Origin of the sequence: Colwellia maritima, from assembly GCF_022669015.1 — a bacterium.
In the GTDB taxonomy this organism is placed as follows: Bacteria; Pseudomonadota; Gammaproteobacteria; order Enterobacterales; family Alteromonadaceae; genus Colwellia; species Colwellia maritima.
The window spans coordinates 591,712-615,011 of record NZ_JAKKSL010000002.1 but is presented as its reverse complement, the minus strand read 5'-3'; the positions used below and the strand labels follow the sequence as shown (position 1 = coordinate 615,011).

Sequence of the window (23,300 nt, the reverse complement as noted above, 5' to 3'; positions counted from 1 at the left end):
AAAAAGGCATAACATACCTTGAAAGCTACCTTAATTAAAGCTTTTATATCAGTGAAACTAGAATATACAAGGATTTACTACCTATTCAATGGAATAATTAACTAAAACACTCGCATTAATTTCTTTTGTGCCAATCTGCGAACTGTGCTCAAAAGATGAATTAACCATCCTTGAAGCACTAAACCTAGCACTATAATGATTACTACTCACCTCTTTTAGGTAAACCAACTTCCCTAATGATTGACCTGCTTGATTCGCAATTTGTAATGCTTTGGCTTTCGCATTATTTATAGCAAGCGATAATGCTTGTTCATAATATTTATCTGTATCATCTACCGTCATTGTCAGTGGAGATATATGGGTAACCCCAATTTTTATAACAGCATTTAAAAAACGATCGTAATCGTCAATATCTGAAAATTTTACGGTAATATTTCGGCTTAACTCAAAAAACTGTTGAGCAACGTTATCAACCGTTTTTGTGGAATTAGTACCGAGATGAACCTTACCTTTTTGTGTATTCGATAACGCTTGATTTATCGATACCCCTTGAATATTCATTTTAGGGTCTTCTTTAATAATACGTAAGTATACCCGTGCTGAATTAATATCTCTTGGTTTAACACCAATGTTTGTAGCGACATCAATCACTTGATTACTTTTATTATCAACAATAGCTCTTATTTTATCAGTAAAATGACCTTTTTCAGCGATTGATATCGATAAAACAAATTGATTAAGCTCAACTAGCACAGTCGCTTGTCCTGTTACTTCAATGCCAGATTCTTGCGTATTTGCAAACGCTGTATTGGATAGTATCAAACATGTGCTTAAAGCAAGTGCATGTCTGATAAGTGACGTGTTAATTTTAAACATATTCATCCTTTTAATTCGTTATTTTACTAAATTAACACATTGCGTTCATTGCGTTGATAAAACTTTTCGGTTAATTATTGCGATTTATGTACTGTTTAAAATGCTTCTTTTCTTCGTCTGAAGCGTTCTGCCACCAATACTTTAACATGGGCAATGCATTAATCTGTATCAATTTGTTATCCGATAACTTTTCTTTCACCGACGTTACTGTCTGATTTGCTTTTTTTATTTTAGTAGTTTCTGCTGCTTTATCATGGTGAGAATCTTGTTGTGAAGTATAAGAGGTGATTGCCAATTCTACTTGTTCTGCAATTTTGTAATCGGCAACACTTTCCAGTTCTATTGGCAATTGTTGATTATTTTCATCTTTTAACATTAACGTGGGTGATTTAGAAAAAGCTTCGGCTTGTGCGAGATTTTTAATTGCGGCAGTCATCAAATGAAGTTTTTTTTCTGCCCCTACGGTGAGTTTTACAACAAACTCTTTCGATTTTACTACGCGGTCTTCTGCAAAAGTTAAATCTTCAAAAACATCTTTATAGTGTACTATAAATGCATATTGACCCGGTTTAAGTGAAAATTCAGACGTTTGATCAAGAAAACCATGCTCAACAATTTTGTTATTGATTTGACTAATAACTAAATTATCACCAACGGTAAGTGTTGTCGCCCACAAGGTAAATGAAACTACTGAAGCGACTAAAAACAAACATAGTGCAAAAATAAACCTAATCAAAATAAAATTCCTTACTGATAATATTATCGTAAGTTCTTTTATAAACTGACTAGGCTTGAATGCAAACAATTATTTTGCATAACTAGGCTAAAGTACTAGTTAGATGCATTAACTGAGTACTAAAAACTGTCTGCAGGAACGCGAACCCGACCTTCCATTAATACTCTAGCACTTCGACTCATGACAACTTTGTTTACGGTCCATTTTCCTGCAACTTCAGTTGCTTGAGCGCCAACTTTTAGCGTACCTGAAGGATGACCAAATGTAACACTTTCCTTGTCACCACCGCCCGCAGCTAAATTAACAAGCGTACCAGGAATTGCCGCAGCGGTACCAATGGCAATGCTGTTCCCATCATAGCATGGTGCAATTTCCCCATAGAAAGCGCCCGAACATGCAAATCAATGTCTTTTGACGACACTGATTTACCACTTGAAGTGGTATAATCTTTAGATGGCGAAACAAAAGCAACTTTAGGCGTATGTTGGCGTCCTTGCGCTTCAGACAACTCTGTAATCAAGCCCATTTTTAGAGCGCCATAAGCTCTAATCGTTTCAAAGCGTGTTAAAGCCTCGTCATCACCATTGATGGCTTCTTGTAATTCTGTGCCTGTGTAACCAATTTCATCAGCATTCAAAAAAATAGTTGGAATTCCTGCAGTGATCATAGTCGCTTTAAACGTACCGATGCCGGGAACATCCAGATCATCAACTAAGTTACCCGTTGGAAACATGGCCTCACTGGGATCAACTGGTGCAATAAATTCTACAGGAACTTCTGCAGCAGGGAATGTTACGCCATCAAGTTCAAAATCACCTGTTTCTTGCACTTCACCATTAACAATAGGTACTTGCACGATTATTGTTTTGCCAATGTTTTTCTGCCAAACACGAACAGTACAAATACCATTCTCTGGAATACGGTCGTTATCTACTAAACCAGAGCTTATAGCAAATGAACCAACTGCAGCCGTTAAATTTCCACAATTTCCACTCCAATCAACAAAAGCTTTATCAATAGCAACTTGGCCAAACAAATAATCAACATCGTGATCAATTTCCTCTGATTTAGCTAAAATAACTGTTTCTTTGGTACTTGATGTTGCCCCACCCATACCATCGGTTTGTTTACCATAAGGATCAGGACTACCAATAACACGTAACAATAAATTATCACGGGCAGCGCCAGGTACCTGAGCTCTTTCGGGTAAGTCAGTTAAGTTGAAAAATACCCCTTTAGATGTACCACCGCGTATATAGGTAGCAGGAACTTTTACTTGGGGTAAGTGTACTTGAGGAACGTGAGACATCTCGTTCTCCTTATTCATTATTAAATAAAAAAGCGGCACTAACCTAAAGTTAAGTACCGCTTAAATGATTATGTTAGCGGTATTTAACTAGCATTAGATTCTAAAAAGTCATTCGCAAATTTTTGAAGCACACCGCCGGCAGCATAGACAGAAACTTCTTCTGCGGTATCTAAACGACACTTAACAGGGATCTCAACGACTTCACCGTTCTTGCGAGTCATTACCACAATCATGTCCGCACCCGGTGCAGTTGTACCTGCAACATCATAGGTTTCAGTACCGTCAATGTTATAAGTATGGCGAGTTTCACCATTCACAAATTGCAGCGGTAACACGCCCATACCAACTAAGTTAGTACGATGAATACGTTCAAAACCTTCTGCAACAATCACTTCAACGCCGCCCAAACGAACCCCTTTCGCAGCCCAATCACGTGAAGAGCCTTGACCGTAGTCAGCACCGGAATAATGATTAATGGTTGCTTGCGTTCCATATAAGTTTCAATGGCTTCCCACATACGTGATTCAGTACCTTCAGGCTCAATACGAGCCAACGAGCCTTGCTTCACTTCGCCATTGTCATCTTTACACATTTCATTGAACAATTTCGGGTTAGCAAAAGTTGCACGTTGTGCAGTTAAGTGATCGCCACGATGTGTTGCGTAAGAGTTAAAGTCTTCTTCAGGTAAGCCCATTTTATGTAAATAAGCCCCTGCAGCAGAGTTCAATTGAATGGCATTCGAAGGAGATAAATGATCAGTCGTGATGTTATCGCCAAGTACAGCTAACGGTCGCATACCTTTCATAGTACGTTCCCCCGCTAAAGCACCTTCCCAATAGGGCGGTCTGCGGATATAAGTACTGCTTTCATCCCAAGCGTATAACGGGCTTTCTCTTTGGTTCAAATGCGCCTAAATCAAACATTGGCGTGTAAACCTTTTTAAATTGCTCAGGTTTCACACTAGCTGCCACAATACGATCAATTTCTTCATCGCTAGGCCAAATGTCTTTTAATCTAATGTCATTACCTTGTTGATCTTGTCCTAATACGTCTTTTTCAATATCAAAACGCATCGTTCCGGCAATAGCATAAGCAACCACTAATGGAGGGGATGCTAAAAAGGCTTGTTTTGCATAAGGGTGAATACGCCCATCAAAATTACGATTACCTGATAATACCGCTGTTGCGTATAAATCTCGGTCTATAATTTCTTGTTGAATTTTAGGATCTAACGCTCCTGACATACCATTACAGGTTGTACAAGCATAACCCACAATACCAAAACCTAATTTTTCCATTTCTGGCAATAATCCAGAATCTTCTAAATACAGTTTTGCAACTTTTGATCCCGGTGCAAAGGATGTTTTAACCCAAGGCTTACGTACTAAACCTAATTCATTAGCACGTTTAGCAATAAGACCCGCAGCCACAACATTACGTGGGTTTGAGGTATTAGTACATGACGTAATTGCCGCAATAATTACTGCACCGTCTGGCATTTCGCCGTTTGCTTCTTGTGTTTTACAACTATCTAGATTTTGTGCAATATGTTTTGAGGCCAAATCTGCTGTCGCTAAACGACGATGTGGATTAGAAGGACCTGCGAGATTACGACAGATGGTTGATAAATCAAATTCAAGAACACGCGGGTACTGAGCTTCAGTTAAATCATCAGCCCATAAACCTGTTTGTTTTGCATAAGTTTCTACTAACGAAACTTGCTCTGGTTCGCGACCTGTCATTTTTAAATAATCAATGGTTTGCTCATCAATATAGAACATCCCGGCTGAAGCACCATACTCTGGTGTCATATTTGAGATGGTTGCGCGATCGCCTATGGTTAATTCTTTTGTGCCTTCACCAAAAAATTCTAAATATGACGAAACAACCTTCTCATTACGTAAAAATTCAGTTATTGCCAAAACCATATCGGTAGCGGTAATACCTGGTTTACGTTTGCCTGTTAACTTAACACCTATAATGTCAGGTAAGCGCATCATCGATGGACGACCCAACATTACTGTTTCAGCTTCTAGACCACCAACGCCAATAGCAATAACACCTAAGGCATCAATATGCGGTGTATGACTATCTGTACCAACACAAGTATCAGGGAATGCAACCCCATCACGTGCTTGAATAACGGGTGACATTTTCTCTAAGTTAATTTGATGCATAATACCGTTACCGGCGGGTATTACATCAACATTTTTAAAGGCGGTTTTAGTCCATTCGATGAAATGAAAACGGTGTTCATTACGACGGTCTTCTATTGCTCTATTTTTCTCAAAAGCTTCAGGATCAAAACCCGGTGCTTCTACTGCTAAAGAGTGATCAACAATTAATTGTGTTGGAACAACAGGGTTTACTTTAGCAGGGTCGCCACCTTGATCAGCAATAGCGTCACGTAAGCCGGCTAAGTCAACCAGTGCTGTCTGACCTAAAATATCGTGACAAACCACGCGAGCAGGATACCAAGGAAAGTCTAAATCTTGTTTACCTTCAATAATTTGCTTCAATGAGTCCGTCAATGTGTCGGGATCACAACGGCGAACCAACTGTTCAGCTAATACTCGCGATGTATAAGGTAATTTTGCATAAGCACCAGTGCTTATATCTTCAATTGCTGATCGGGTGTCAAAATAATCTATATTTGCACCCGGCAATGGTTTGCGATAATTGTAATTCATAATTTCATCCCTAGTATAAGAGTGAGTGAAGATCGAGCAGCGTGTTTACAATGTACTTTGGCACTTAACACGCATACTCGGCACTAATATTCTATCGTTGTGCTATTGGCGTAACTGTACGAGGATCTGCACCTACGTAGTCTGCTGACGGACGAATAATACGATTATTAGAGCGTTGCTCCATAACATGTGCAGCCCAACCAGTTAAACGCGAACAAACAAAAATAGGGGTAAATAACTTAGTTGGTATACCCATATAGTTATAAGTAGATGCATGGAAAAAATCAGCATTGCAGAATAATTTTTTGGTATCCCACATAAATTCTTCACAGGCAACAGAAATATCATAAAGCGACGTATCACCATTTTCTGCAGCTAATTTCTCAGACCATGCTTTGATAATAACGTTGCGAGGATCTGATGTACGGTAAATAGCATGACCAAAACCCATAATTTTTTCTTTTCGTTCAAGCATACCGCCCATTTGTACTTTTGCATCTTCAGGTGATTTGAACTTTTCTATCATATCCATGGCTGCTTCGTTAGCTCCACCATGAAGTGGACCACGTAAGGTACCAATAGCACCTGTGATACATGAGAACATGTCTGATAACGTTGACGCACAAACACGTGCAGTGAATGTTGATGCATTAAATTCATGCTCTGCATATAAAATTAATGAAACATCCATAACACGTTCATGTTGAGCTGAAGGACTTTCACCTTTTAATAAACGTAAAAAGTGACCACCCAAAGAGCTTTCGTCACTCATACAATCTATTTCTACGCCCTCATGTGAATATTTATACCAGAAGCACATAATGGCAGGGAAAGCAGCAAGTAAACGGTTAGCCGCTTTATTTTGTTGTGAAAAATCAGTTTCTGGTTCTACATTACCTAAGAATGAACAACCTGTACGCATAACATCCATTGGATGCGCTTCTTTGGGGATAAGTTTCAATACTTCTTTAAGTGCTTGTGGAATATCACGCATAGCAAGTAATTCAGCTTTGTACTCAGCTAACTCACTTGATGTTGGTAATTCACCGTTAAAAAGTAAATAAGCGACTTCTTCAAAGGTTGCATTTTCAGCTAAATCAGCCACATCATAACCACAATAGGTTAAACCACTACCAGACTTACCAACAGTACATAGTGATGTTTCACCAAGACTTTGACCACGTAATCCTGCGCCACTTAGTTTCTTATCAATAGCTTTATCAGTCATTATTCTCTCCTCATTTATATGTCATACTTATTGTCATGTTTATGCTTACACTTGGTCGGTCAACACTTTGGTATTCAAGGTACTGATGGCTTTACCCCAAGATACAGCCACATAAACATGTTTATTTAATTAATTTACTTATTCTTACCTTCTGCGAACAGAGAATCTAATTTCTGTTCATAGTCGTGATAACCAAGGTAGTCATACAAATCCATACGGGTTTGCATATTGTCAATTTCTGCTTTTTGGTCGCCATCAACGAGTAATGTTTTATAGACAGACTCAGCTGCTTTATTCATTGCTCTAAAAGCTGATAAAGGATAAAGCACCATTGCACAGCCCCACTCACCCAATTGCGTTTTATTCCATAATTCAGTTTCACCAAATTCTGTAATATTTGCTAAAACAGGTACGTCTAATGCTTGTGTAAAGGCACGGTAATGTTCTTCTGTTTTAATGGCTTCAGCAAAAATCCCATCAGCACCAAGAGCAGCATAAGCTTTGGCACGTTCAAGTGCTGATTCTAAACCCTCTTGAGCGAAAGCATCAGTACGCGCCATGATGAAAAAATCAGGATCAATACGAGCATCAACAGCAGCGCGAATACGGTCAACCATTTCTTCCGTTGAAACAATTTCTTTATTTGGACGGTGGCCACAACGCTTTTGTGCCACTTGATCTTCAATGTGAACCGCTGCTGCACCGGCTTTTTCCATATCTCGAATGGTTTTAGCAATATTAAATGCCCCACCCCAACCTGTATCAATGTCAACCAATAAAGGTAATGAAGATGCAGCGGTAATACGTGCAACATCGGCCACCACATCATTTAATGACGTCATGCCTAAGTCTGGTAAGCCATATGAAGCATTAGCAACACCGCCACCAGATAAATAAATAGCTTGATGGCCAAGTTTTTCTGCCATCATGGCGCAATAAGCGTTGATAGTACCAACGACTTGAAGTGGTTTATTATTGGTTAATGCTTGGCGAAACTTAGCGCCTGCTGATATTTGCTTAGACATAATATTTCCTCTACTTTTTAAGGTTAAGTTCTGACAACTCTAGTTGTGAAATTTTATTTTCAATATTTTTTCTTGAAGCTGCAATGTGACGACGCATTAATAATTCTGCTAACTCACCATCTCTATCACTAATGGCCTGAATAATTTGAGAGTGCTCATTAAACGCACGACTAGCTCTAGGACTATTCATACCAAATTGACAACGGTACATACGTACTAAGTGATATAGCTGACCACAAATCAAATTAATTAACTGTTTATTATGGCTGCCTAAAATGACTTTATAATGAAAATCCAGATCCCCCTCTTCTTGATAATAAGCAACGCCATCTTTTAACTCTTGTGTTTGGCTATGAAGATTAAGCATAGCTTTCATATTATCAATTTCAACATCAGACATATTTAATGCTGCTTGACGACATGCCATACCTTCAAGTGCTTCTCGGGTAATATAAAGTTCAAGTAAGCCTTCAATTGTGCAATCAACAACCCTTGAACCAACATTGGCTTTACGCTCAATCAAATGGCACGTCTCTAAACGATTTAACGCCTCTCGCAAAGTTGAGCGACTAATTTGATATCGTTTAGCTAACTCAGGCTCACTGATTTTACTTCCTGCAGGTATATCACCTTCAACAATGGCATATTGGATCTGTTCAAAAACTTTATCCGCAGTGGTTACCGCTGCAGTCTGGGTAGGATTTATTAAATACATAGTGGTAAAACCTTACGTTGCTTTGTTGTAATTGTTTTATTGAAATTACATTGCTTAAACGATCAAAATTGTCGACACATTTAATTTCCATTAAAGATAATAGCGAATAATTATAATAATGCAAGTAGACTTAAGTATTATTGTCGACAATTCTAGGTTTTATTGATTTTTAGACACAAAAAAGCCCACGCAATACTTTACTATTGCGTGGGCTTTCTATTTTCACTTTATGTACACTCTCATTATAAAAAGAAAGTGGCATCCCTAAGGGGATTCGAACCCCTGTTACCGCCGTGAAAGGGCGGTGTCCTAGGCCTCTAGACGATAGGGACACTGAATTAACTATAATTTAACACTACGTTAATACAAACTATCTACCAGATCACTCTGGTGATTCAGCTTATTGATATAATTAAAAATAAACTCAAACTCTAAATTCTTATTTATCATTCATCGTAGATGAATAGGCAGTATAAGAAACTGCTTCACTTTTATATGCACTATCTTTATAAAAAGAAAGTGGCATCCCTAAGGGGATTCGAACCCCTGTTACCGCCGTGAAAGGGCGGTGTCCTAGGCCTCTAGACGATAGGGACACTAAAACTAGTAGCGAATATATTCGCTGTTTTAGTGTTAGGTGAGTGCTAAGCCTGCAAAGCCGAACGACATTACCCAATACTAAAACTGATAATTTACCAATTTCTAACAGCGCTTATTATTTGATAAGTATAAGCAAACTTATATTTTATGAATAACTATTTCAGTTACTAATAAAAATAGTGGCATCCCTAAGGGGATTCGAACCCCTGTTACCGCCGTGAAAGGGCGGTGTCCTAGGCCTCTAGACGATAGGGACACTAAAACTATCTATTCCCTGTTTTAATTTAAACATCTAAAACAGAAAACCTAATCTTGGTGGAGCTATGCGGGATCGAACCGCAGACCTCTTCGCTGCCGAAGCGCTCTCCCGCCTGAGCTATAGCCCCGCTTGTTTAAATACTCTTCTTAAAAGAAGCAATTCAAACGGTTATGTATAATCACTGGCCTAATAGCGATTAAACATTATTCCTACCTTATTATTAAATTATATAAAAAGATAAGAATTAATTTTCATTAATGCGCAACTTATAAGAGTTGAACACTTGCTGAAAACGAGGCGCATTCTAAGCAGCAGCCTCGAAACTGTCAACACTTATTTTAAAAAAAACATCAAAACATGGTAAAAAAAGGTTTAAATGATTACATTAGCGGCAACTTGGTTGTTTTTTACCTAACTGCTTGTTTGTCTGTACAATTTTTAAACTCATCATTTTAGTTACTGTGATTAATTCCGGTTAACGCAAAATATAAATAAGTTGTGCTTCAAACCAAGCTACTTTCCTTTTCAAGCATTTACAGGTATTGTTGCCTGCCAAGTACGTAAAGTATAATCTAGTACTATATAGAGTTATAAAGTATCAATGCAATTAAATGAATTAAATATTGTTGCTATAGGCGGTGGTCATGGCTTAGGTAGGGTATTGTCTACACTTTCATTTATGGAAGATAAGTTAACAGGCATAGTAACAACTACAGATAATGGTGGTTCAACCGGAAAATTAAGAAAACGCAGCAGCTCGATTGCCTGGGGAGACTTAAGAAATTGTTTAACAGAACTTGTTGATAGTAACTCTATTGGCAGCCAATTGTTTAATTTTCGTTTTGATGGTAACGATGAACTAGGCGGGCATAATTTAGGTAATCTAATTTTATTTGGTTTAGGGCAAATACAATCACGTCCGCTTGATTCAATAAAGTCGGTGAGACGTTTATTACGAGTTCGAACACAAGTATTACCTATGTCTGAAACTCCCACTGACTTAATGGCTTTCTATCCTGAGGGCCGTTGCCGCGTTGGGGAGTTGTCTGTAGATGATATGCCTATTATGCCCAAAAACTTAATGCTAGCCCCCGTGGTAAAATCGTTGAAACCTTGCATAGATGCCATTAAAAATGCCGACCTTATTATATTAGGCCCAGGGAGCTTTTTAACGAGTATAGTACCTCCCCTTCTCATTAGAGATATTAGTAATGCAATTGCTAACAGTAAAGGTCATTGTGTTTTTATTGAAAATGTTGTCTCAGAAAACAGCCCGGCCAAGCTATTGATAGACGAGAAGTTAAACTGGATAAATGATAACGTAGGCTGTCAGTTTATTGATAGTGTTATATGCCAAGATCCAAAGACTAAATCAGACAAGGTTAATATTATTTGTCGAGATTTAGCCCATAACCTCGTGCCTCATCATCACGATAAACAAAAACTGATTAACGCGCTTAATGAGTGTCTTCAAAGCGTAAATGATAAAAGAAACTAGTTTACCTCAGCTCGGCTTAACAAATCTTTCTATAGTTGAAAATTAAGTGTTAACTTTCAATTCGTTAAAAACTTCTTAAACCGGGTTGAGGTTAGTTTGGTTTATTTACGCCAAAAATTATGCTTTGAAAACTTATTAGTTCTCTGAGTGTTTATCTTCACTGATACGACTAGCAACAGCACCTTTCTGATCTCTATATTTAGCATCTTCTCGCTTATTATAAGGGCGCAAAGCACTTGATGACATGGTTTCAAAGTTAAGTGCTGCTATTTTCATTTTTGGTCGCAAAGCTAATGGTAATTTGCCCGAATTATAAAATTCTAGAACGATTTGACCTGACCGGCCAGGATCTATCCTATGTGCAGTAACATGCACCATTAATCCAAGCCTAGCTAAAGAGGAACGTCCATCTAACCGACCAACAATATTATCAGGCAATGTCACTGACTCATAAGTTACTGCTAGTGCTAGTTCACCAGGGTGGAGAAAGAAAGCATCACCATCCGCGATTAAAATTTCATCACTCATAACTGAATTCATAGCTTTTTGCATTTCAACTTTTGGCCCACTTAAGTCAATAAAGGGAGCCGCATGGGCTTGAAATACACGGAATTCATTACCTAATCGAATATCAACACTAACGCCTGAAATCATAGAACTATCGGGTTTAGGTGAAATAATTATTTTTTCTTCACTAAGGTACTGTTCTATATCTTGATCACTTAATCTCATAGTTATTTTCTTGTGTTATTTTCTTTTGTTAGAGTCAATGGTAAAAGTTTGTAATAATTAATAACGTTCATATCGCTATAAAATACCAATTAGTTATTATATTCAATCGTTGGCGTTAATGGACTAGTATTATCAAGTTGTAAAAACAACTGTCCCGTAATATTACGCGCTATTCTACGGTACAAACAGGCTAAATCGCTAGTGCTATTTTCAAGAACCGGAGATTGACCAAAATCAGCATCTTGGCGAATATTGATATCAAGGGGTAATTGACCAAGTAATTGAGTTTGCTTTGATTTAGCCATCTGCTCACCACCTGCCTCACCAAAGATATGACTTTTATGACCACAATTTTCACATAAGTGGTAGCTCATATTTTCAATAATACCAAGTACAGGTACTTGTACCTTATCGAACATAGCAATACCTTTAGCCGCATCAATTAATGCTATATCTTGCGGTGTTGTTACTATAACCGCAGCTGCTACTGGCACTTTTTGCGCTAACGTTAACTGAATATCACCAGTCCCTGGTGGCATATCAATTAATAAATAGTCAAGCTCAGGCCATGCTGTTTCATTCAATAATTGACTAAAAGCACCACTTGCCATAGGTCCCCGCCAAACTGTAGCATCAGACTCATCTACAAGAAAACCAATTGACATAGCATGTAAACCATTGGCTTCTATCGGTAACATTAATTTACCATCATTTGAGCTAGGTTTCGCCGCTTTCAAACCCAACAATGTCGGTATTGAGGGACCATAAATGTCAGCATCTAAAATGCCGACTTTAGCGCCTTCTGCAATTAATGCATACGCAATATTGACCGCGGTTGTAGACTTCCCTACCCCACCTTTTCCTGACGCAATTGCGATAATGTTTTTAATGTTATTGCCACTGCCATTAAGTGAAAAGGAGCGTACGGCATTAATATTTAAATTTACTTTAATATTCACGCGCAAGTTTAACCGCTCTGTTAACGAGTCAGCAATGCAGTTTATTTCACCTTGACAAGGAAAAGGCAGGGTGAGTTCAACTGATATTGTATTCGCCTTTTTCGTGTTCACTGCAATATCAGAACACACTTCATAGACACCCACAGGAAAATTTTGTGATTGATAGGATTTTAACGTTTCTTCGATCACTTGCACTTTTTCTGATGCTGATAAAGCGGTATTAACTGATTCACTTTGACCAAGAGTAACTTCTGGGTGTTTTATGGAAGATTTTTGCTTTTCACTTTTATTATTGAATAACTTACCGAACATATTATGACATTAATCATTTGAGAATAAATGCTAAATTCTGTACTATTGCAGCCATTATTACCATCAAAATACTCAATTTATTCATGCCGACAATGACTTCATCAGAAACAAGACCAGAAAAACGTAAAATATTAGTGACTTGCGCATTACCCTATGCCAATGGTTCAATTCACTTAGGCCATTTACTTGAACATATTCAAACAGATATTTGGGTAAGGTTTCAACGAATGCGTGGTCATGAAACATATTTTGTTTGTGCTGATGATGCTCATGGCACACCAATTATGCTCAAAGCACAAGAGTTAGGCGTGACACCTGAAGAAATGATCAATGGCGTACGTGAAGAACATATGGCTGATTTTGCTGATTTTCATATCAGCTTTGACAACTATCATTCTACACATTCTGAGGAAAATCATGCCTTAGCTAGTGATATTTATAATAAACTACATGCAAAAGGTCATATAAAAACACGTACTATCTCTCAGCTTTATGATCCAGAAAAAGGTATGTTTTTACCTGACCGTTTTATCAAAGGCACTTGCCCTAAATGTAAATCAGAAGACGAAAATGGTGATAGTTGTGACAATTGTGGCGCAACCTACTCACCAACGGAAGTCATTAATCCACGTTCTGTTGTCTCTGGTGCTACACCCGTATTAAAAGATTCAGAGCATTATTTCTTTGACTTACCCGCCTTTGAAGGCATGTTAAAAGAATGGATTCGAAGCGGTGCATTACAAGAAGAAATGGCCAATAAACTCTCTGAATGGTTTGAACAAGGCCTTAAACAGTGGGATATTAGTCGTGACGCGCCCTATTTTGGTTTCGAAATACCTAATGCACCGGGTAAATTTTTCTATGTATGGTTAGATGCGCCGATCGGTTACATGGGTAGCTTCAAAAATTTGTGTAATAAAAACCCAAATATTGATTTTGACAGTTTCTGGTCTGAAAACTCAGATGCTGAGCTTTACCATTTTATTGGTAAAGATATTATATACTTTCACAGTCTATTTTGGCCTGCGGTACTTGAAGGTTCAGGCTATCGTAAACCAACAAGTGTTTATGCCCACGGCTTTGTTACCGTAAATGGTGCCAAAATGTCAAAATCGAAAGGAACCTTCATTAAAGCCCGTACGTACTTAGAACATTTGAATCCTGAATACTTACGTTATTACTATGCTGCTAAACTTACTAATAGAATTGACGATTTAGATTTAAATCTTGAAGATTTTGCACAACGTGTCAATTCTGATTTAGTCGGTAAAGTAGTGAATATAGCCTCTCGATGTGCAAGTTTTATCACTAAACGTTTTGATGGTATGTTATCTACGAATATTGATGATCAAGCGCTAGCTGATGAAGTGATGAATGCCGGTGATAACATTGCAGCACATTACGACAGCCGTGATTATGGTAGAGCTATGCGTGAAATTATGGCATTGGCAGATAAAGTAAATGAGTACATTGCTATAAAAGAACCATGGCAGCTAGTAAAAGACGAAACTCAGCAACAAGCAGTGCATGATATTTGTTCTCTTGGAATTAATATGTTCCGCACCTTGATGATTTATTTAAAGCCTGTACTACCAGTTTTAGCTGACAGCACAGCAGCATTTTTAAATGATGAGCTAATTTGGAAAGGTCATAAAACCTTATTAACCAATCACAAAATTAATAAATTTAAAGCATTACTACAACGTGTAGAGATGGATAAAATTCATGCGATGACTGATGCTTCTAAAGAAAACTTAGCCACATCAGAAGACAAAAAGAAAAAAGAAATACCGGCTAACAAACCTAAAACAAGCAAAGTTATTGACAATAGTGCTGCTTTAGCAAATCCATTAGCAGACGATCCTATTAGTGAAGAAATTCAATTTGATGATTTTGCTAAAATTGATTTACGTATCGCTAAGATCATCAATGCAGAGCATGTTGAAAAAGCTGACAAATTATTGAAACTTACATTAGCGCTTGATGACGAAGGTACAGAAACTCGCCAGGTTTTTGCTTTGATAAAATCAGCTTATCAGCCAGAAGCTTTAATTGGTAAGCATACGGTAATGGTAGCTAATTTAGCACCACGTAAAATGCGCTTTGGCATGTCTGAAGGCATGGTACTAGCCGCAGGACCGGGTGGTGAAGATTTATGGATATTAAATCCTGATGATGGTGCAAAAGCAGGTATGCGAGTTAAATAATACCCGTTTCATTAATTAAATGATCTATTCTATACGTAGAAAAAATTGCCAAATACAAGGCATTTATTTCAATAACGAGTTATTCTAATTATTAAATAAATAACGATGTAATTGGTAATTTTAGCAAATAGAAATGATCACATAGTTTGTGAGATTGGTATAAACACCTACGCTACACTGTGTATCAATAACAATACTTTATTATTGAATTGTAAACAGTGTAGTATTATGCCGTTAACATTATGGCGTTAACATTTTGTCACGTGAATTCAAGATTACAGCAATACAACAAGTACACTGGAAACCAACGCGCATGAAGATAAAAACGCCCATAATCATTTGTATCATATGTTCACTAATATTGACTGTCAGCTGCAGTAATCGTTATGTATCAACTAACTTAGATAAAGATAACTTTAATCAGTATTTTTCAGCTTCAAATGTAAAAATATACAAAAGCGAAAATGATTTTCCTGGTCAATATCATTATATTGGAGCCGTTGAAGGACAAGACTGCCAAGTAAAACCCCATCATGCTCAACCAGATGAAATTAATGCCCGTACCCAAGCAAGACAGAAAGCATTTAGTCTACAAGCAAATGCTATTGTTTTCACAGCCTGTACCCTTTTAACGCAAGAGCAGCTTTTACAACTAAGTGAAAGTAATGATGCGAAACAATGTAATTCACTTGTTGTCTGTTACGGCAAAGCTTATGCTGTTGATACCGCAACTAATGAAAACAACTAAGGCGATACACGCGTCGTGTCCCAAATCCCCAAGATAACTTTACACCCCATTGGCATTGTAAATTCCCCCTACAAAGAGAAGTTTGCTATACCAAGGCAACCTGGTTTAGTTAACGCAGCTAAAGGCACCATAACACTGTTAAACGAAGTCAATAATATTGACAGTGTTAGAGAACTTGAACAGTTTAGCCATATTTGGCTTTTGTTTATTTTCCATGGTACTCAAAATCAAGGTGGAAACCCTTAGTGAGACCACCACGATTAGGGGGAAATAAAAAAGTGGGTGTGTTAGCAAGCAGATCAACCTTTAGGCCAAACCCTATTGGCATGTCAGTAGTCAAACTTGATAAAGTAGAACACATGGAACGAGGGGTTATAATACATATTTCTGGTTTGGATCTATTAGATCAAACACCTATTGTTGATATCAAACCGTATATTCCCTACTCAGACGCACTTGAAAATTCTCTGGCAGGATTTGCACAACAAGAGCCACAAGTTAAACTCAAGGTAACATTTGCCATACAAGCACATAAAGCATTAGAAAAAATGAGAAGTGACTTACCTGATTTAACCTTACTCATCGAACAAGTCTTATCGCAAGATCCACGTCCCGCATATAAACAAAAACACGTTGATGATAAAATCTATGGCATGAGGTTATATGATTTAAATATCCAATGGCGAATGATAAATTTTGATAAGGTAGAAGTTGTCAAAGTTACGCCATATTAAGATATGATGCTAGAACATAACTAGCTAAAAAAGAGTGACAAGAACAGTTTCATCTATCAGCATTTATTAATTTATAGCTATTGCGCTGCTTTATTAAAGATAGCTTGTACAAGGTTTTCTAACTCATACGGTTTATCCTTACCGTAATTAACACATTTTTTATACGTTGGTAGGCTAAAACAAATCGTTGTATTTGCACTGTCCATCATACGCAAAGCTCTAGTACCTACTGAACCATCATTATTTAAGAATACTGAGAAACTGGTGTTGTAATGTGTCGGAAGATCGAAAAATCTAATTTTATAAAAAGAGTTAATCAGCGCTACTACCTCTGTAGATGAATACTTAAATGGCTGTTCCTTACCCTTTAACTCAATAATAGAAGATCCATTGCCAGAAATAATAATTTGTTTTTTTGTAGACCCTTTAATCATACCGGATGGCGAGTAAACTTAATTTCAAGGTCACTTAATAGATATTTATTGGGCGGAAAATTATTTACCTGCGAACGGTTATTACCTATACCATCGGTAGCCATAGCGTTTGTCCCTGCAGTTAATAGTACACTTGCCATTACACTCGTTAATATACGTCGTAGATAAGTTGAAATGATAGTTACCTCACTAGAAATAAAAGGGGAGCTTAAAAAGCTCCCTCACATTAATTTATTCTGTATTCTTTATTCTGTATTCTTATTGTATTTATTTGTGTTTAGCTATTCTTACGACGAATAAATAATCCACATAATAAACCAAATAAACCAAGACCAAGGGTGCTAGGCTCAGGAACACTTGTTGTAGCGTTTCTCGTGTAACCAATATCAGTTAATACGCCAACATCTATAGCACTAAAGGTACGTGTTTCAGGTCCGTAACCACGGTCATACTTCATCATATCTGTAGGGAATGGAGCGCCGTCTATATGGCTACCACTACTACCGCCTGCCCATGAGGTTGGGCTATAAATACCAACTAAGTCACCACCATTAGCAGCAACAGCATTTGCACCACCAAAAAAGATACCGCTACCAGTACCACCAGTTTTTGCATCATCCCATACGGTTTGATCTAACGTAGAATCACTTTGAATAATACTATCACCGTTTGCATTTTGCAAAAAGGTATCAAACATACTCCATTCGTTATTGAAAACACCAGAACCATCTTCATGGATCATCGAACTAAAACCAAGCGCATGAGTTAATTCATGAAATATTGCTGCAAAAAAATCAAACTTGTTAGGATCAGTATCATTGGGATCAACAGTCCACTCTGACCCCCAATTTACATCAACACTACCATCTGTATTGTTACCTGTACCATCTGACAAAATAGTACCAAAACCATCACCATTAGTGTCAACACCTGTTTGTAATTTGGTTTTAACAACTTCATTAATCACACAATTACCAGTACCTGAACAACCTGATGTTAAATAAGAGCCTGCTGATGCTAATGTACTACTAGCTGCATCATCGCTTGATGTCGCATCAAGATAAATAGTCCCTGAATTACTAAAATAATTACTAAATAAATTAGAATACAATGTACCTGCTTCTTCCATTGCTTGTTGTCTTGCAGCACCATAGGTGGCATCTAAAAAGCCTACTCCTGGATTAGAAGCGTTATCCACATAATTAAATTCAAATATAATGTTAGCTTGAGAGGGGAATGCTGTTAGCGCTGCAAAAACCGAAGCAGCTATGATATTTTTTGTGTTCATAGTTACAGTTGTCCTAATGTTATTATGAAATTATTTTTACGGTGATTAAAAACTGTTTGATATTTATCATTATCTTCTTAAGCATATGATAAATATCTATTCTTTTCCTTAAACCTTTTTATAAAAGAGCAAATATCATACCAACACCACAACCACTTGATATTAAAGGGTTATTTCATTGGTCGGGTTTTAATATTAGATTAATTGTAAAAATTACTGACACTTATCTTTATTTTCCCAGGGCAACCCCTTCTCTTCGTGGGTCGGCACCACCAATAAATCCAGACGCAGTAACCTCTATAGCATGAACACCACTATTTAAATCACGAAGTTGTACTTTATGCCCCTTTGCTTCTAAAAAAGGTTTTAACAATTCAGCATTAGTGCCACGTTCCAGAGTCGTCACATCGTTTCGATTGGTTATTTTAGAGAGGTTTATTGCTTCTTGAGGGTCTAATTGCCAATCAAGTACACCAATGATAGTTTGTACGACATAATTAATAATTCTGCTACCACCTGGTGAACCCACAAGTAACTTTAACGTATTATCTTTGTTAAAAACCATTGTTGGAGACATAGAGCTTCTCGGGCGTTTATTCGCTTGAACTCTATTGGCAACCCATCGTCCATTCTTTTTAGGTGCCAAAGAAAAATCAGTTAATTGGTTATTTAATATAAAACCTTCGACCATCAATGCTGAGCCGAAACCATTTTCAATACTGCTAGTCATAGATACAGCATTACCCTGCCCGTCAATAACATTAAAGTGAGAAGTAGACGGACGTTCTATAGCATTATCATCCGCTAATGCTACCGCCCCTTCAGGTGTACCTGAAACAGCAAACCCCATATCTTTATCTGAATTTATCAAGGCTGAACGAGTAGCTAAATAACTGGGGTTAATAAGTCCAGATACAGGTACTGTTACAAAGTCTGCATCGGCAACATATCGATTTCTATCTGCAAAAGCGAGTCGTGAGCTCTGCGTGAATAAATGAATAGCATCTAGACCATTAGGTCGATATTTAGCGAGTTCAAAACGCTCTAGTTGACCAAGAATTTGAATTACAGCAATACCTCCAGAGCTTGGCGGCGCCATACCGCAAACCCTAAATTCACGGTAATCGCCACAAACAGGATCGCGCTCAATAACTTGATACGTGGCCATATCCTGCATTGAAAGTAACCCAGGAGAGATAGCTGAATGTTGTATTTTTTCTATAATTTTTTTAGCAATCCACCCTTTATAAAAAACATCAATGCCCTCTTTAGCTACACTTCGAAAAACCTTCGCCAATTTTTTATTGACGAGAATATCTCCCGCTTTTACTGATGTTCCGTTAGGAAAAAAATAGTGATTAATCTCAGGCAAAACATGTAAACCTGGGTTAAAATTCATACTTAGCAATTTCTCTAATCGGGCTGACACAACAAATCCATTATCAGCTAATGCTATCGCTTGTTCAAACAGCTTTGCCCACTCAAGCTTTCCATACTGTTCATGTGCTTTTTTTAAGGTTGCGAATAACCCTGGAACCCCAACGGATCTACCGCCAACAACCGCATCAATCCACTTTAATGGATTACCATGTGCATCTAAAAATAATGAACTAGTTGCCGAACTCGGTGCTGTTTCTCTTCCATCATAAGTAGTCATTTTTTTATTTACATTATCCCAGTGCAGCATAAACGTACCACCGCCTATACCTGACGATTGAGGCTCAACTAAAGCTAAGACAAGTTGAACCGCAATTGCTGCATCCACAGCGCTACCACCTTGTTCTAGAATTTTAAAACCGGCTTCACTGGCATAAGGGTTAGCGGCAACAACCATAAATTCTTTGCTTTTCGCTGCTTTTTTCTCAACAAGACCTGTTGCTGCTTCTGGCTCGCGCGCTTCCCTTTGAGTGTTAGGTATTTTTTCACTAGGTATAGGGTTAGCGAAAAGAGCATTACTGGATAAAAGTAAACAGACTGTAGATACTGTAAATATTTTTTTAAAGGTCATTAAAGTGCACTTATTATTTAAATTGAAATAGGAAAATGGCTATATTATTGATGAAATAATTATTCTCTAAACGATAACTGAAATTGATTAAATTGTGAAAACTTATTCAAAAGTGGCTGATATTGCCCACAATCAATTTTTTGGCTGTTTTCATTAATTGCCAAATCAAAAATTGATGTTCGCAATTCACCTTCAAGCAAGGCTAAAGCATAACAAGTTGCTTCTAAACTTGATAATGCATTTTTTTTATTAACTTTTCGTATTAAATATTGGCCGTTATCAGCAAAAACAGTAGGTAAACAAACTTGCTTTAAGTTATGTAAGTTTTTTGACAGCATAAACATGCGATAAGCTTTTTTCCACGTTCCATCAATAATAAGTAAGCAGGGTTTTGTGTTATTATGCTTAAACGCATTATGCGTGAACTCAGTCACCTCTTCATTACAAGCCATCGTTAATTCTGTTGCCTGTTCGCCAGGATAGAGGAGTATTGGTTGGTACATTGCCAACATATCATTTAGCTCGCCATTATCAGTAAAGTTTTCACCTATCAATACATGACAATCATTGAGAGAACGCTGTAATATTGCAACAGTTCCTTTACTTTGTAAGACTTCATTAGGATGTTGTAACACCAACACGGGGATTTTATTATAAGTTTTTACAATAAAAGCACAAATACACGCTACAATTGGTCGTTGGCATTGTAAACATAAATCTCTAGCCATAGAAGAAAAGCACCAAGGTATTAAAATTAATAAGACGACATTGTATACTCAACCCTTAACGAGTTCAGCCTAAAGTACAAACATAAATGAAATTAAGTTCTTTCCCTCTTGCTTCAAAACATTCAGCAATTGTGTTGGTGATTGCCTTATTATCTATTCTTGCATTTGTTTGGGAGTATTTTATTGGTAACTCAATTGCACAAGCCTTTTTTTACCAAAGAAACTTGATTATTCAAGGTGAGCTCTGGCGGCTTTTAACTGGTCATTTATTACATACCAATGGTTATCACTTATTACTAAATTTAACTGCATTAATAATGTTATGGGCCTTACATGGTCGCTTTTATACCATCAAAAACTATTCTGCATTATTTTTATTTTGCTGTTTAAGTACTAGTGTGGGTGTTTTTTATAGCTCGCCATCCTTAATTCAATATGTGGGATTATCAGGGGTTTTGCATGGTATATTTGTTTATGGCGCGATTATGGATATTATGTCGAAAGATAAAACAGGGTATTTATTATTTCTGGGCGTTTGGTTAAAAATCGCCCACGAGCAGATTTATGGTGCCGGCAAAGATGTAAGTAATTTAATTGAAGCCAATGTCGCTGTTGACGCTCATTTATGGGGTGCAATAGGAGGATTGTTTTTTACTATGGTTTATCTTTTTTTTATTAAATTAAAGTCAAAAAAATAGGTGTGTTATCGTTATATCAGGGAAATCGACTTAACTTCGTACACCTTGCGCTCAAGTCATTGATAGTCTACTCAAAAGTAAATCACTATTGACGGCTTAGGCCTTATCTAACCCGAATAAGGTGTCGACGCGCGACACCTATTCTTATTTGTTTCCATAACTATTTATGAGCTATTGGTTTTTCTGTGAATAAGTAATCTTTAAGTTCTTTATCAAACATTGGATCTTTTCTTCTAATCCATTCAAGCACCATGGCAGCATGCTCTTTTTCTTCATCTCGGTTATGAGCAAGTATTGCTTTTAACTCCTCATCTTTACATGCGTCTACTCTTTGATTGTACCAATCCACTGCCTCTAGCTCCTCCATTAGCGAAGTGATTGCTCTATGCATATCTCTGGTTTCATTAGAAAGTTCGTCTATTGGTTCGTGATAGCCTTCATTTGACATAAATTATTCCTCATTAGTGGTATTTATATTCAGTGCTTAACGAGTCCGTAAAATGACTCGTTTTATTCGTTTTAGTTAACAATAAAAACATTAACTGACTTTGAGCAGTCATTCAAATGAATCCTTTGTTTTTATAAATAATTATTTTCTCTTCGACCCTTTGTTTTCTGTGCTCAAAGCTTTTTCATAACACCTTGTCTTCACCACATAAATGGGCGCATCTAACACAACGTGAAATACAATAGTGATACGAAGTATAAACTAAACTGTTTAATTTTTTATGGTGCATATCATCGCAATAAATCTCTTAGGACCTACGACTATTCATTTCCGCTTCATATTATGTTCAAAATCGACATTTTGTTTTGCAATTGGTTATTTAATTACTATTATTACTATTACTGCTATGATTGTTTTGCTTAGCCTTTTGAACGGAAAATATAATGAAACAAAACCAAGGTTTTACTTTAATTGAACTCGTTATTGTTATTGTAATCTTAGGTATATTGACTGTTACTGCGGTACCTAAATTTTTAAGCCTTTCTTCTGAAGCCAGAACAGCAGAAATGGCAAGATTAAAAGGTGCACTAAGTGCTTGGTATTATTCTGGTTCATGACAAAGCACTAATCCATGGCGAAGAAGATAAACAAGAAAGTTCTGTCATTATCAATGACGAAGCGGTACCAATTCGATATGGTTATCCTCGTTTACATATAAGTGAATACAACGCAAATAACGCTTTCTCTAATCAGCCTAACGGTAATAATAAACTATCTCTTTGGATGAACTTAGATACCATTGAAAATACCCATGATACAGATAGTGAATGGGGGATGGAGTTTTCTCGTCCTGAGCTAACAGTAACATTCACCATGTCAGGGTATTCACCAGAGACAGCCGGTACCTGCCAAGTTGTTTACACCCATGCGCTTGATGCAACAACAGCGGCAACTGTGACGATGGATACTAGCGGTTGCTAACCACAAAAAGAGCGTTATTGAGTATAGAATCATAAAACATAGAATCATAGGACATCCAACCTAAATATCTACACCCGAATAATGTCT

The 23,300-nt window shown here is 37.3% G+C and carries 21 protein-coding genes, 4 tRNA genes and 2 pseudogenes; 8 read left to right on the top strand and 19 right to left on the bottom strand.

Annotated features, from left to right (window positions below):
- Positions 1–81: 81 nt before the first annotated feature.
- The 11 genes and pseudogenes from L3081_RS13075 to L3081_RS13025 all read right to left on the bottom strand — a co-directional run bounded on the left by L3081_RS13075 (position 82) and on the right by L3081_RS13025 (position 9,565).
- The gene (locus L3081_RS13075; protein ID WP_242286602.1) at positions 82–876 is read right to left on the bottom strand and encodes an SIMPL domain-containing protein; all 795 of its coding nucleotides are present in this window, start codon (positions 874–876) and stop codon (positions 82–84) included.
- A gap of 70 nt (positions 877–946) precedes the next feature.
- Positions 947–1,612: a YccT family protein gene (locus tag L3081_RS13070; protein ID WP_242286601.1), complete on the bottom strand. Its 666-nt coding sequence runs from the start codon at positions 1,610–1,612 to the stop codon at positions 947–949.
- A gap of 119 nt (positions 1,613–1,731) precedes the next feature.
- Positions 1,732–2,921 (bottom strand): annotated as a pseudogene (gene prpF / locus L3081_RS13065) (2-methylaconitate cis-trans isomerase PrpF).
- A gap of 83 nt (positions 2,922–3,004) precedes the next feature.
- Positions 3,005–5,611: pseudogene (acnD, locus tag L3081_RS13060) on the bottom strand (Fe/S-dependent 2-methylisocitrate dehydratase AcnD).
- A gap of 91 nt (positions 5,612–5,702) precedes the next feature.
- The gene (gene prpC / locus L3081_RS13055; RefSeq protein WP_242286600.1) at positions 5,703–6,839 is read right to left on the bottom strand and encodes a bifunctional 2-methylcitrate synthase/citrate synthase; all 1,137 of its coding nucleotides are present in this window, start codon (positions 6,837–6,839) and stop codon (positions 5,703–5,705) included.
- Between the two features lie 134 nt (positions 6,840–6,973).
- Positions 6,974–7,852 carry a methylisocitrate lyase gene (gene prpB / locus L3081_RS13050; protein WP_242287038.1) on the bottom strand — a complete coding sequence of 293 codons (879 nt, stop codon included), beginning with the start codon at positions 7,850–7,852 and terminating at the stop codon, positions 6,974–6,976.
- A gap of 22 nt (positions 7,853–7,874) precedes the next feature.
- A complete protein-coding gene (locus tag L3081_RS13045) occupies positions 7,875–8,579 on the bottom strand; it encodes a GntR family transcriptional regulator (RefSeq protein WP_242286599.1) in 705 nt (234 codons plus the stop codon).
- A gap of 256 nt (positions 8,580–8,835) precedes the next feature.
- A tRNA-Glu gene (locus L3081_RS13040) sits at positions 8,836–8,911 on the bottom strand.
- Between the two features lie 188 nt (positions 8,912–9,099).
- Positions 9,100–9,175: transfer RNA gene (locus tag L3081_RS13035), tRNA-Glu, on the bottom strand.
- Positions 9,176–9,359: 184 nt separating this feature from the next.
- Positions 9,360–9,435, bottom strand: a tRNA-Glu gene (locus L3081_RS13030).
- 57 nt (positions 9,436–9,492) lie between these two features.
- Positions 9,493–9,565 (bottom strand) — tRNA-OTHER (locus tag L3081_RS13025).
- A 474-nt stretch (positions 9,566–10,039) separates the two neighbouring features.
- Between L3081_RS13025 and L3081_RS13020 the strand changes: the two genes are divergently transcribed.
- The gene (locus L3081_RS13020; protein WP_242286598.1) at positions 10,040–10,936 is read left to right on the top strand and encodes a gluconeogenesis factor YvcK family protein; all 897 of its coding nucleotides are present in this window, start codon (positions 10,040–10,042) and stop codon (positions 10,934–10,936) included.
- A gap of 135 nt (positions 10,937–11,071) precedes the next feature.
- Here the strand turns inward: L3081_RS13020 and dcd are convergent, their stop codons facing one another.
- Both dcd and apbC read right to left on the bottom strand, forming a co-directional pair.
- Positions 11,072–11,668, bottom strand: a complete 597-nt coding sequence (gene dcd, locus L3081_RS13015; RefSeq protein ID WP_242286597.1) for a dCTP deaminase — start codon at positions 11,666–11,668, stop codon at positions 11,072–11,074.
- 89 nt (positions 11,669–11,757) lie between these two features.
- Entirely contained in the window at positions 11,758–12,939 is a 1,182-nt protein-coding gene (gene apbC, locus L3081_RS13010; RefSeq protein WP_242286596.1) for an iron-sulfur cluster carrier protein ApbC, read from the bottom strand.
- 92 nt (positions 12,940–13,031) lie between these two features.
- On the opposite strand from apbC, the gene metG reads away from it, so the two are divergent.
- The 4 genes from metG (at position 13,032) to L3081_RS12995 (ending at position 16,628) form a co-directional block, all read left to right on the top strand.
- On the top strand, positions 13,032–15,146 hold the full coding sequence (gene metG, locus L3081_RS13005; RefSeq protein ID WP_242286595.1) for a methionine--tRNA ligase: 2,115 nt from the start codon (positions 13,032–13,034) through the stop codon (positions 15,144–15,146).
- Positions 15,147–15,402: 256 nt separating this feature from the next.
- Positions 15,403–15,894, top strand: coding sequence for an Rcs stress response system protein RcsF (gene rcsF, locus L3081_RS13000; RefSeq protein ID WP_242286594.1), 492 nt, complete (start codon positions 15,403–15,405; stop codon positions 15,892–15,894).
- A 15-nt stretch (positions 15,895–15,909) separates the two neighbouring features.
- Positions 15,910–16,140 (top strand): TrmO family methyltransferase domain-containing protein, encoded by a 231-nt coding sequence (locus tag L3081_RS28330; RefSeq protein ID WP_338027331.1) that lies wholly within the window; start codon positions 15,910–15,912, stop codon positions 16,138–16,140.
- Positions 16,140–16,628, top strand: a complete 489-nt coding sequence (locus tag L3081_RS12995; RefSeq protein ID WP_338027330.1) for a tRNA (N6-threonylcarbamoyladenosine(37)-N6)-methyltransferase — start codon at positions 16,140–16,142, stop codon at positions 16,626–16,628. The genes L3081_RS28330 and L3081_RS12995 overlap by 1 nt, the downstream gene beginning before the upstream one ends.
- Before the next feature lie 77 nt (positions 16,629–16,705).
- Here the strand turns inward: L3081_RS12995 and L3081_RS12990 are convergent, their stop codons facing one another.
- The 5 genes from L3081_RS12990 to L3081_RS12970 all read right to left on the bottom strand — a co-directional run bounded on the left by L3081_RS12990 (position 16,706) and on the right by L3081_RS12970 (position 21,086).
- Entirely contained in the window at positions 16,706–17,062 is a 357-nt protein-coding gene (locus tag L3081_RS12990) for a hypothetical protein (protein WP_242286593.1), read from the bottom strand.
- Entirely contained in the window at positions 17,059–17,202 is a 144-nt protein-coding gene (locus L3081_RS12985; RefSeq protein WP_242286592.1) for a hypothetical protein, read from the bottom strand. Before L3081_RS12985 ends, L3081_RS12990 begins: the two co-directional genes overlap by 4 nt.
- A 137-nt stretch (positions 17,203–17,339) precedes the next feature.
- Positions 17,340–18,350 carry a PEP-CTERM sorting domain-containing protein gene (locus L3081_RS12980; protein WP_242286591.1) on the bottom strand — a complete coding sequence of 337 codons (1,011 nt, stop codon included), beginning with the start codon at positions 18,348–18,350 and terminating at the stop codon, positions 17,340–17,342.
- Between the two features lie 229 nt (positions 18,351–18,579).
- Complete coding sequence (ggt, locus tag L3081_RS12975; protein ID WP_242286590.1) at positions 18,580–20,358, bottom strand: gamma-glutamyltransferase; 1,779 nt, start codon at positions 20,356–20,358, stop codon at positions 18,580–18,582.
- Between the two features lie 59 nt (positions 20,359–20,417).
- Positions 20,418–21,086, bottom strand: coding sequence for a tRNA-uridine aminocarboxypropyltransferase (locus L3081_RS12970; RefSeq protein WP_242286589.1), 669 nt, complete (start codon positions 21,084–21,086; stop codon positions 20,418–20,420).
- Between the two features lie 86 nt (positions 21,087–21,172).
- On the opposite strand from L3081_RS12970, the gene rrtA reads away from it, so the two are divergent.
- Positions 21,173–21,784 carry a rhombosortase gene (gene rrtA / locus L3081_RS12965; RefSeq protein ID WP_242286588.1) on the top strand — a complete coding sequence of 204 codons (612 nt, stop codon included), beginning with the start codon at positions 21,173–21,175 and terminating at the stop codon, positions 21,782–21,784.
- Positions 21,785–21,944: 160 nt separating this feature from the next.
- Here rrtA and L3081_RS12960 read toward each other — a convergent pair whose 3' ends face one another.
- Positions 21,945–22,232 (bottom strand): encapsulin-associated ferritin-like protein, encoded by a 288-nt coding sequence (locus L3081_RS12960; RefSeq protein ID WP_242286587.1) that lies wholly within the window; start codon positions 22,230–22,232, stop codon positions 21,945–21,947.
- 443 nt (positions 22,233–22,675) lie between these two features.
- Here L3081_RS12960 and L3081_RS26960 point away from each other — a divergent pair, with 443 nt between their 5' ends.
- Both L3081_RS26960 and L3081_RS12950 read left to right on the top strand, forming a co-directional pair.
- The gene (locus L3081_RS26960) at positions 22,676–22,849 is read left to right on the top strand and encodes a type II secretion system protein (RefSeq protein WP_274620526.1); all 174 of its coding nucleotides are present in this window, start codon (positions 22,676–22,678) and stop codon (positions 22,847–22,849) included.
- Positions 22,824–23,213, top strand: a complete 390-nt coding sequence (locus tag L3081_RS12950; protein ID WP_242286586.1) for a hypothetical protein — start codon at positions 22,824–22,826, stop codon at positions 23,211–23,213. Before L3081_RS26960 ends, L3081_RS12950 begins: the two co-directional genes overlap by 26 nt.
- The last annotated feature ends 87 nt before the right edge of the window (positions 23,214–23,300 follow it).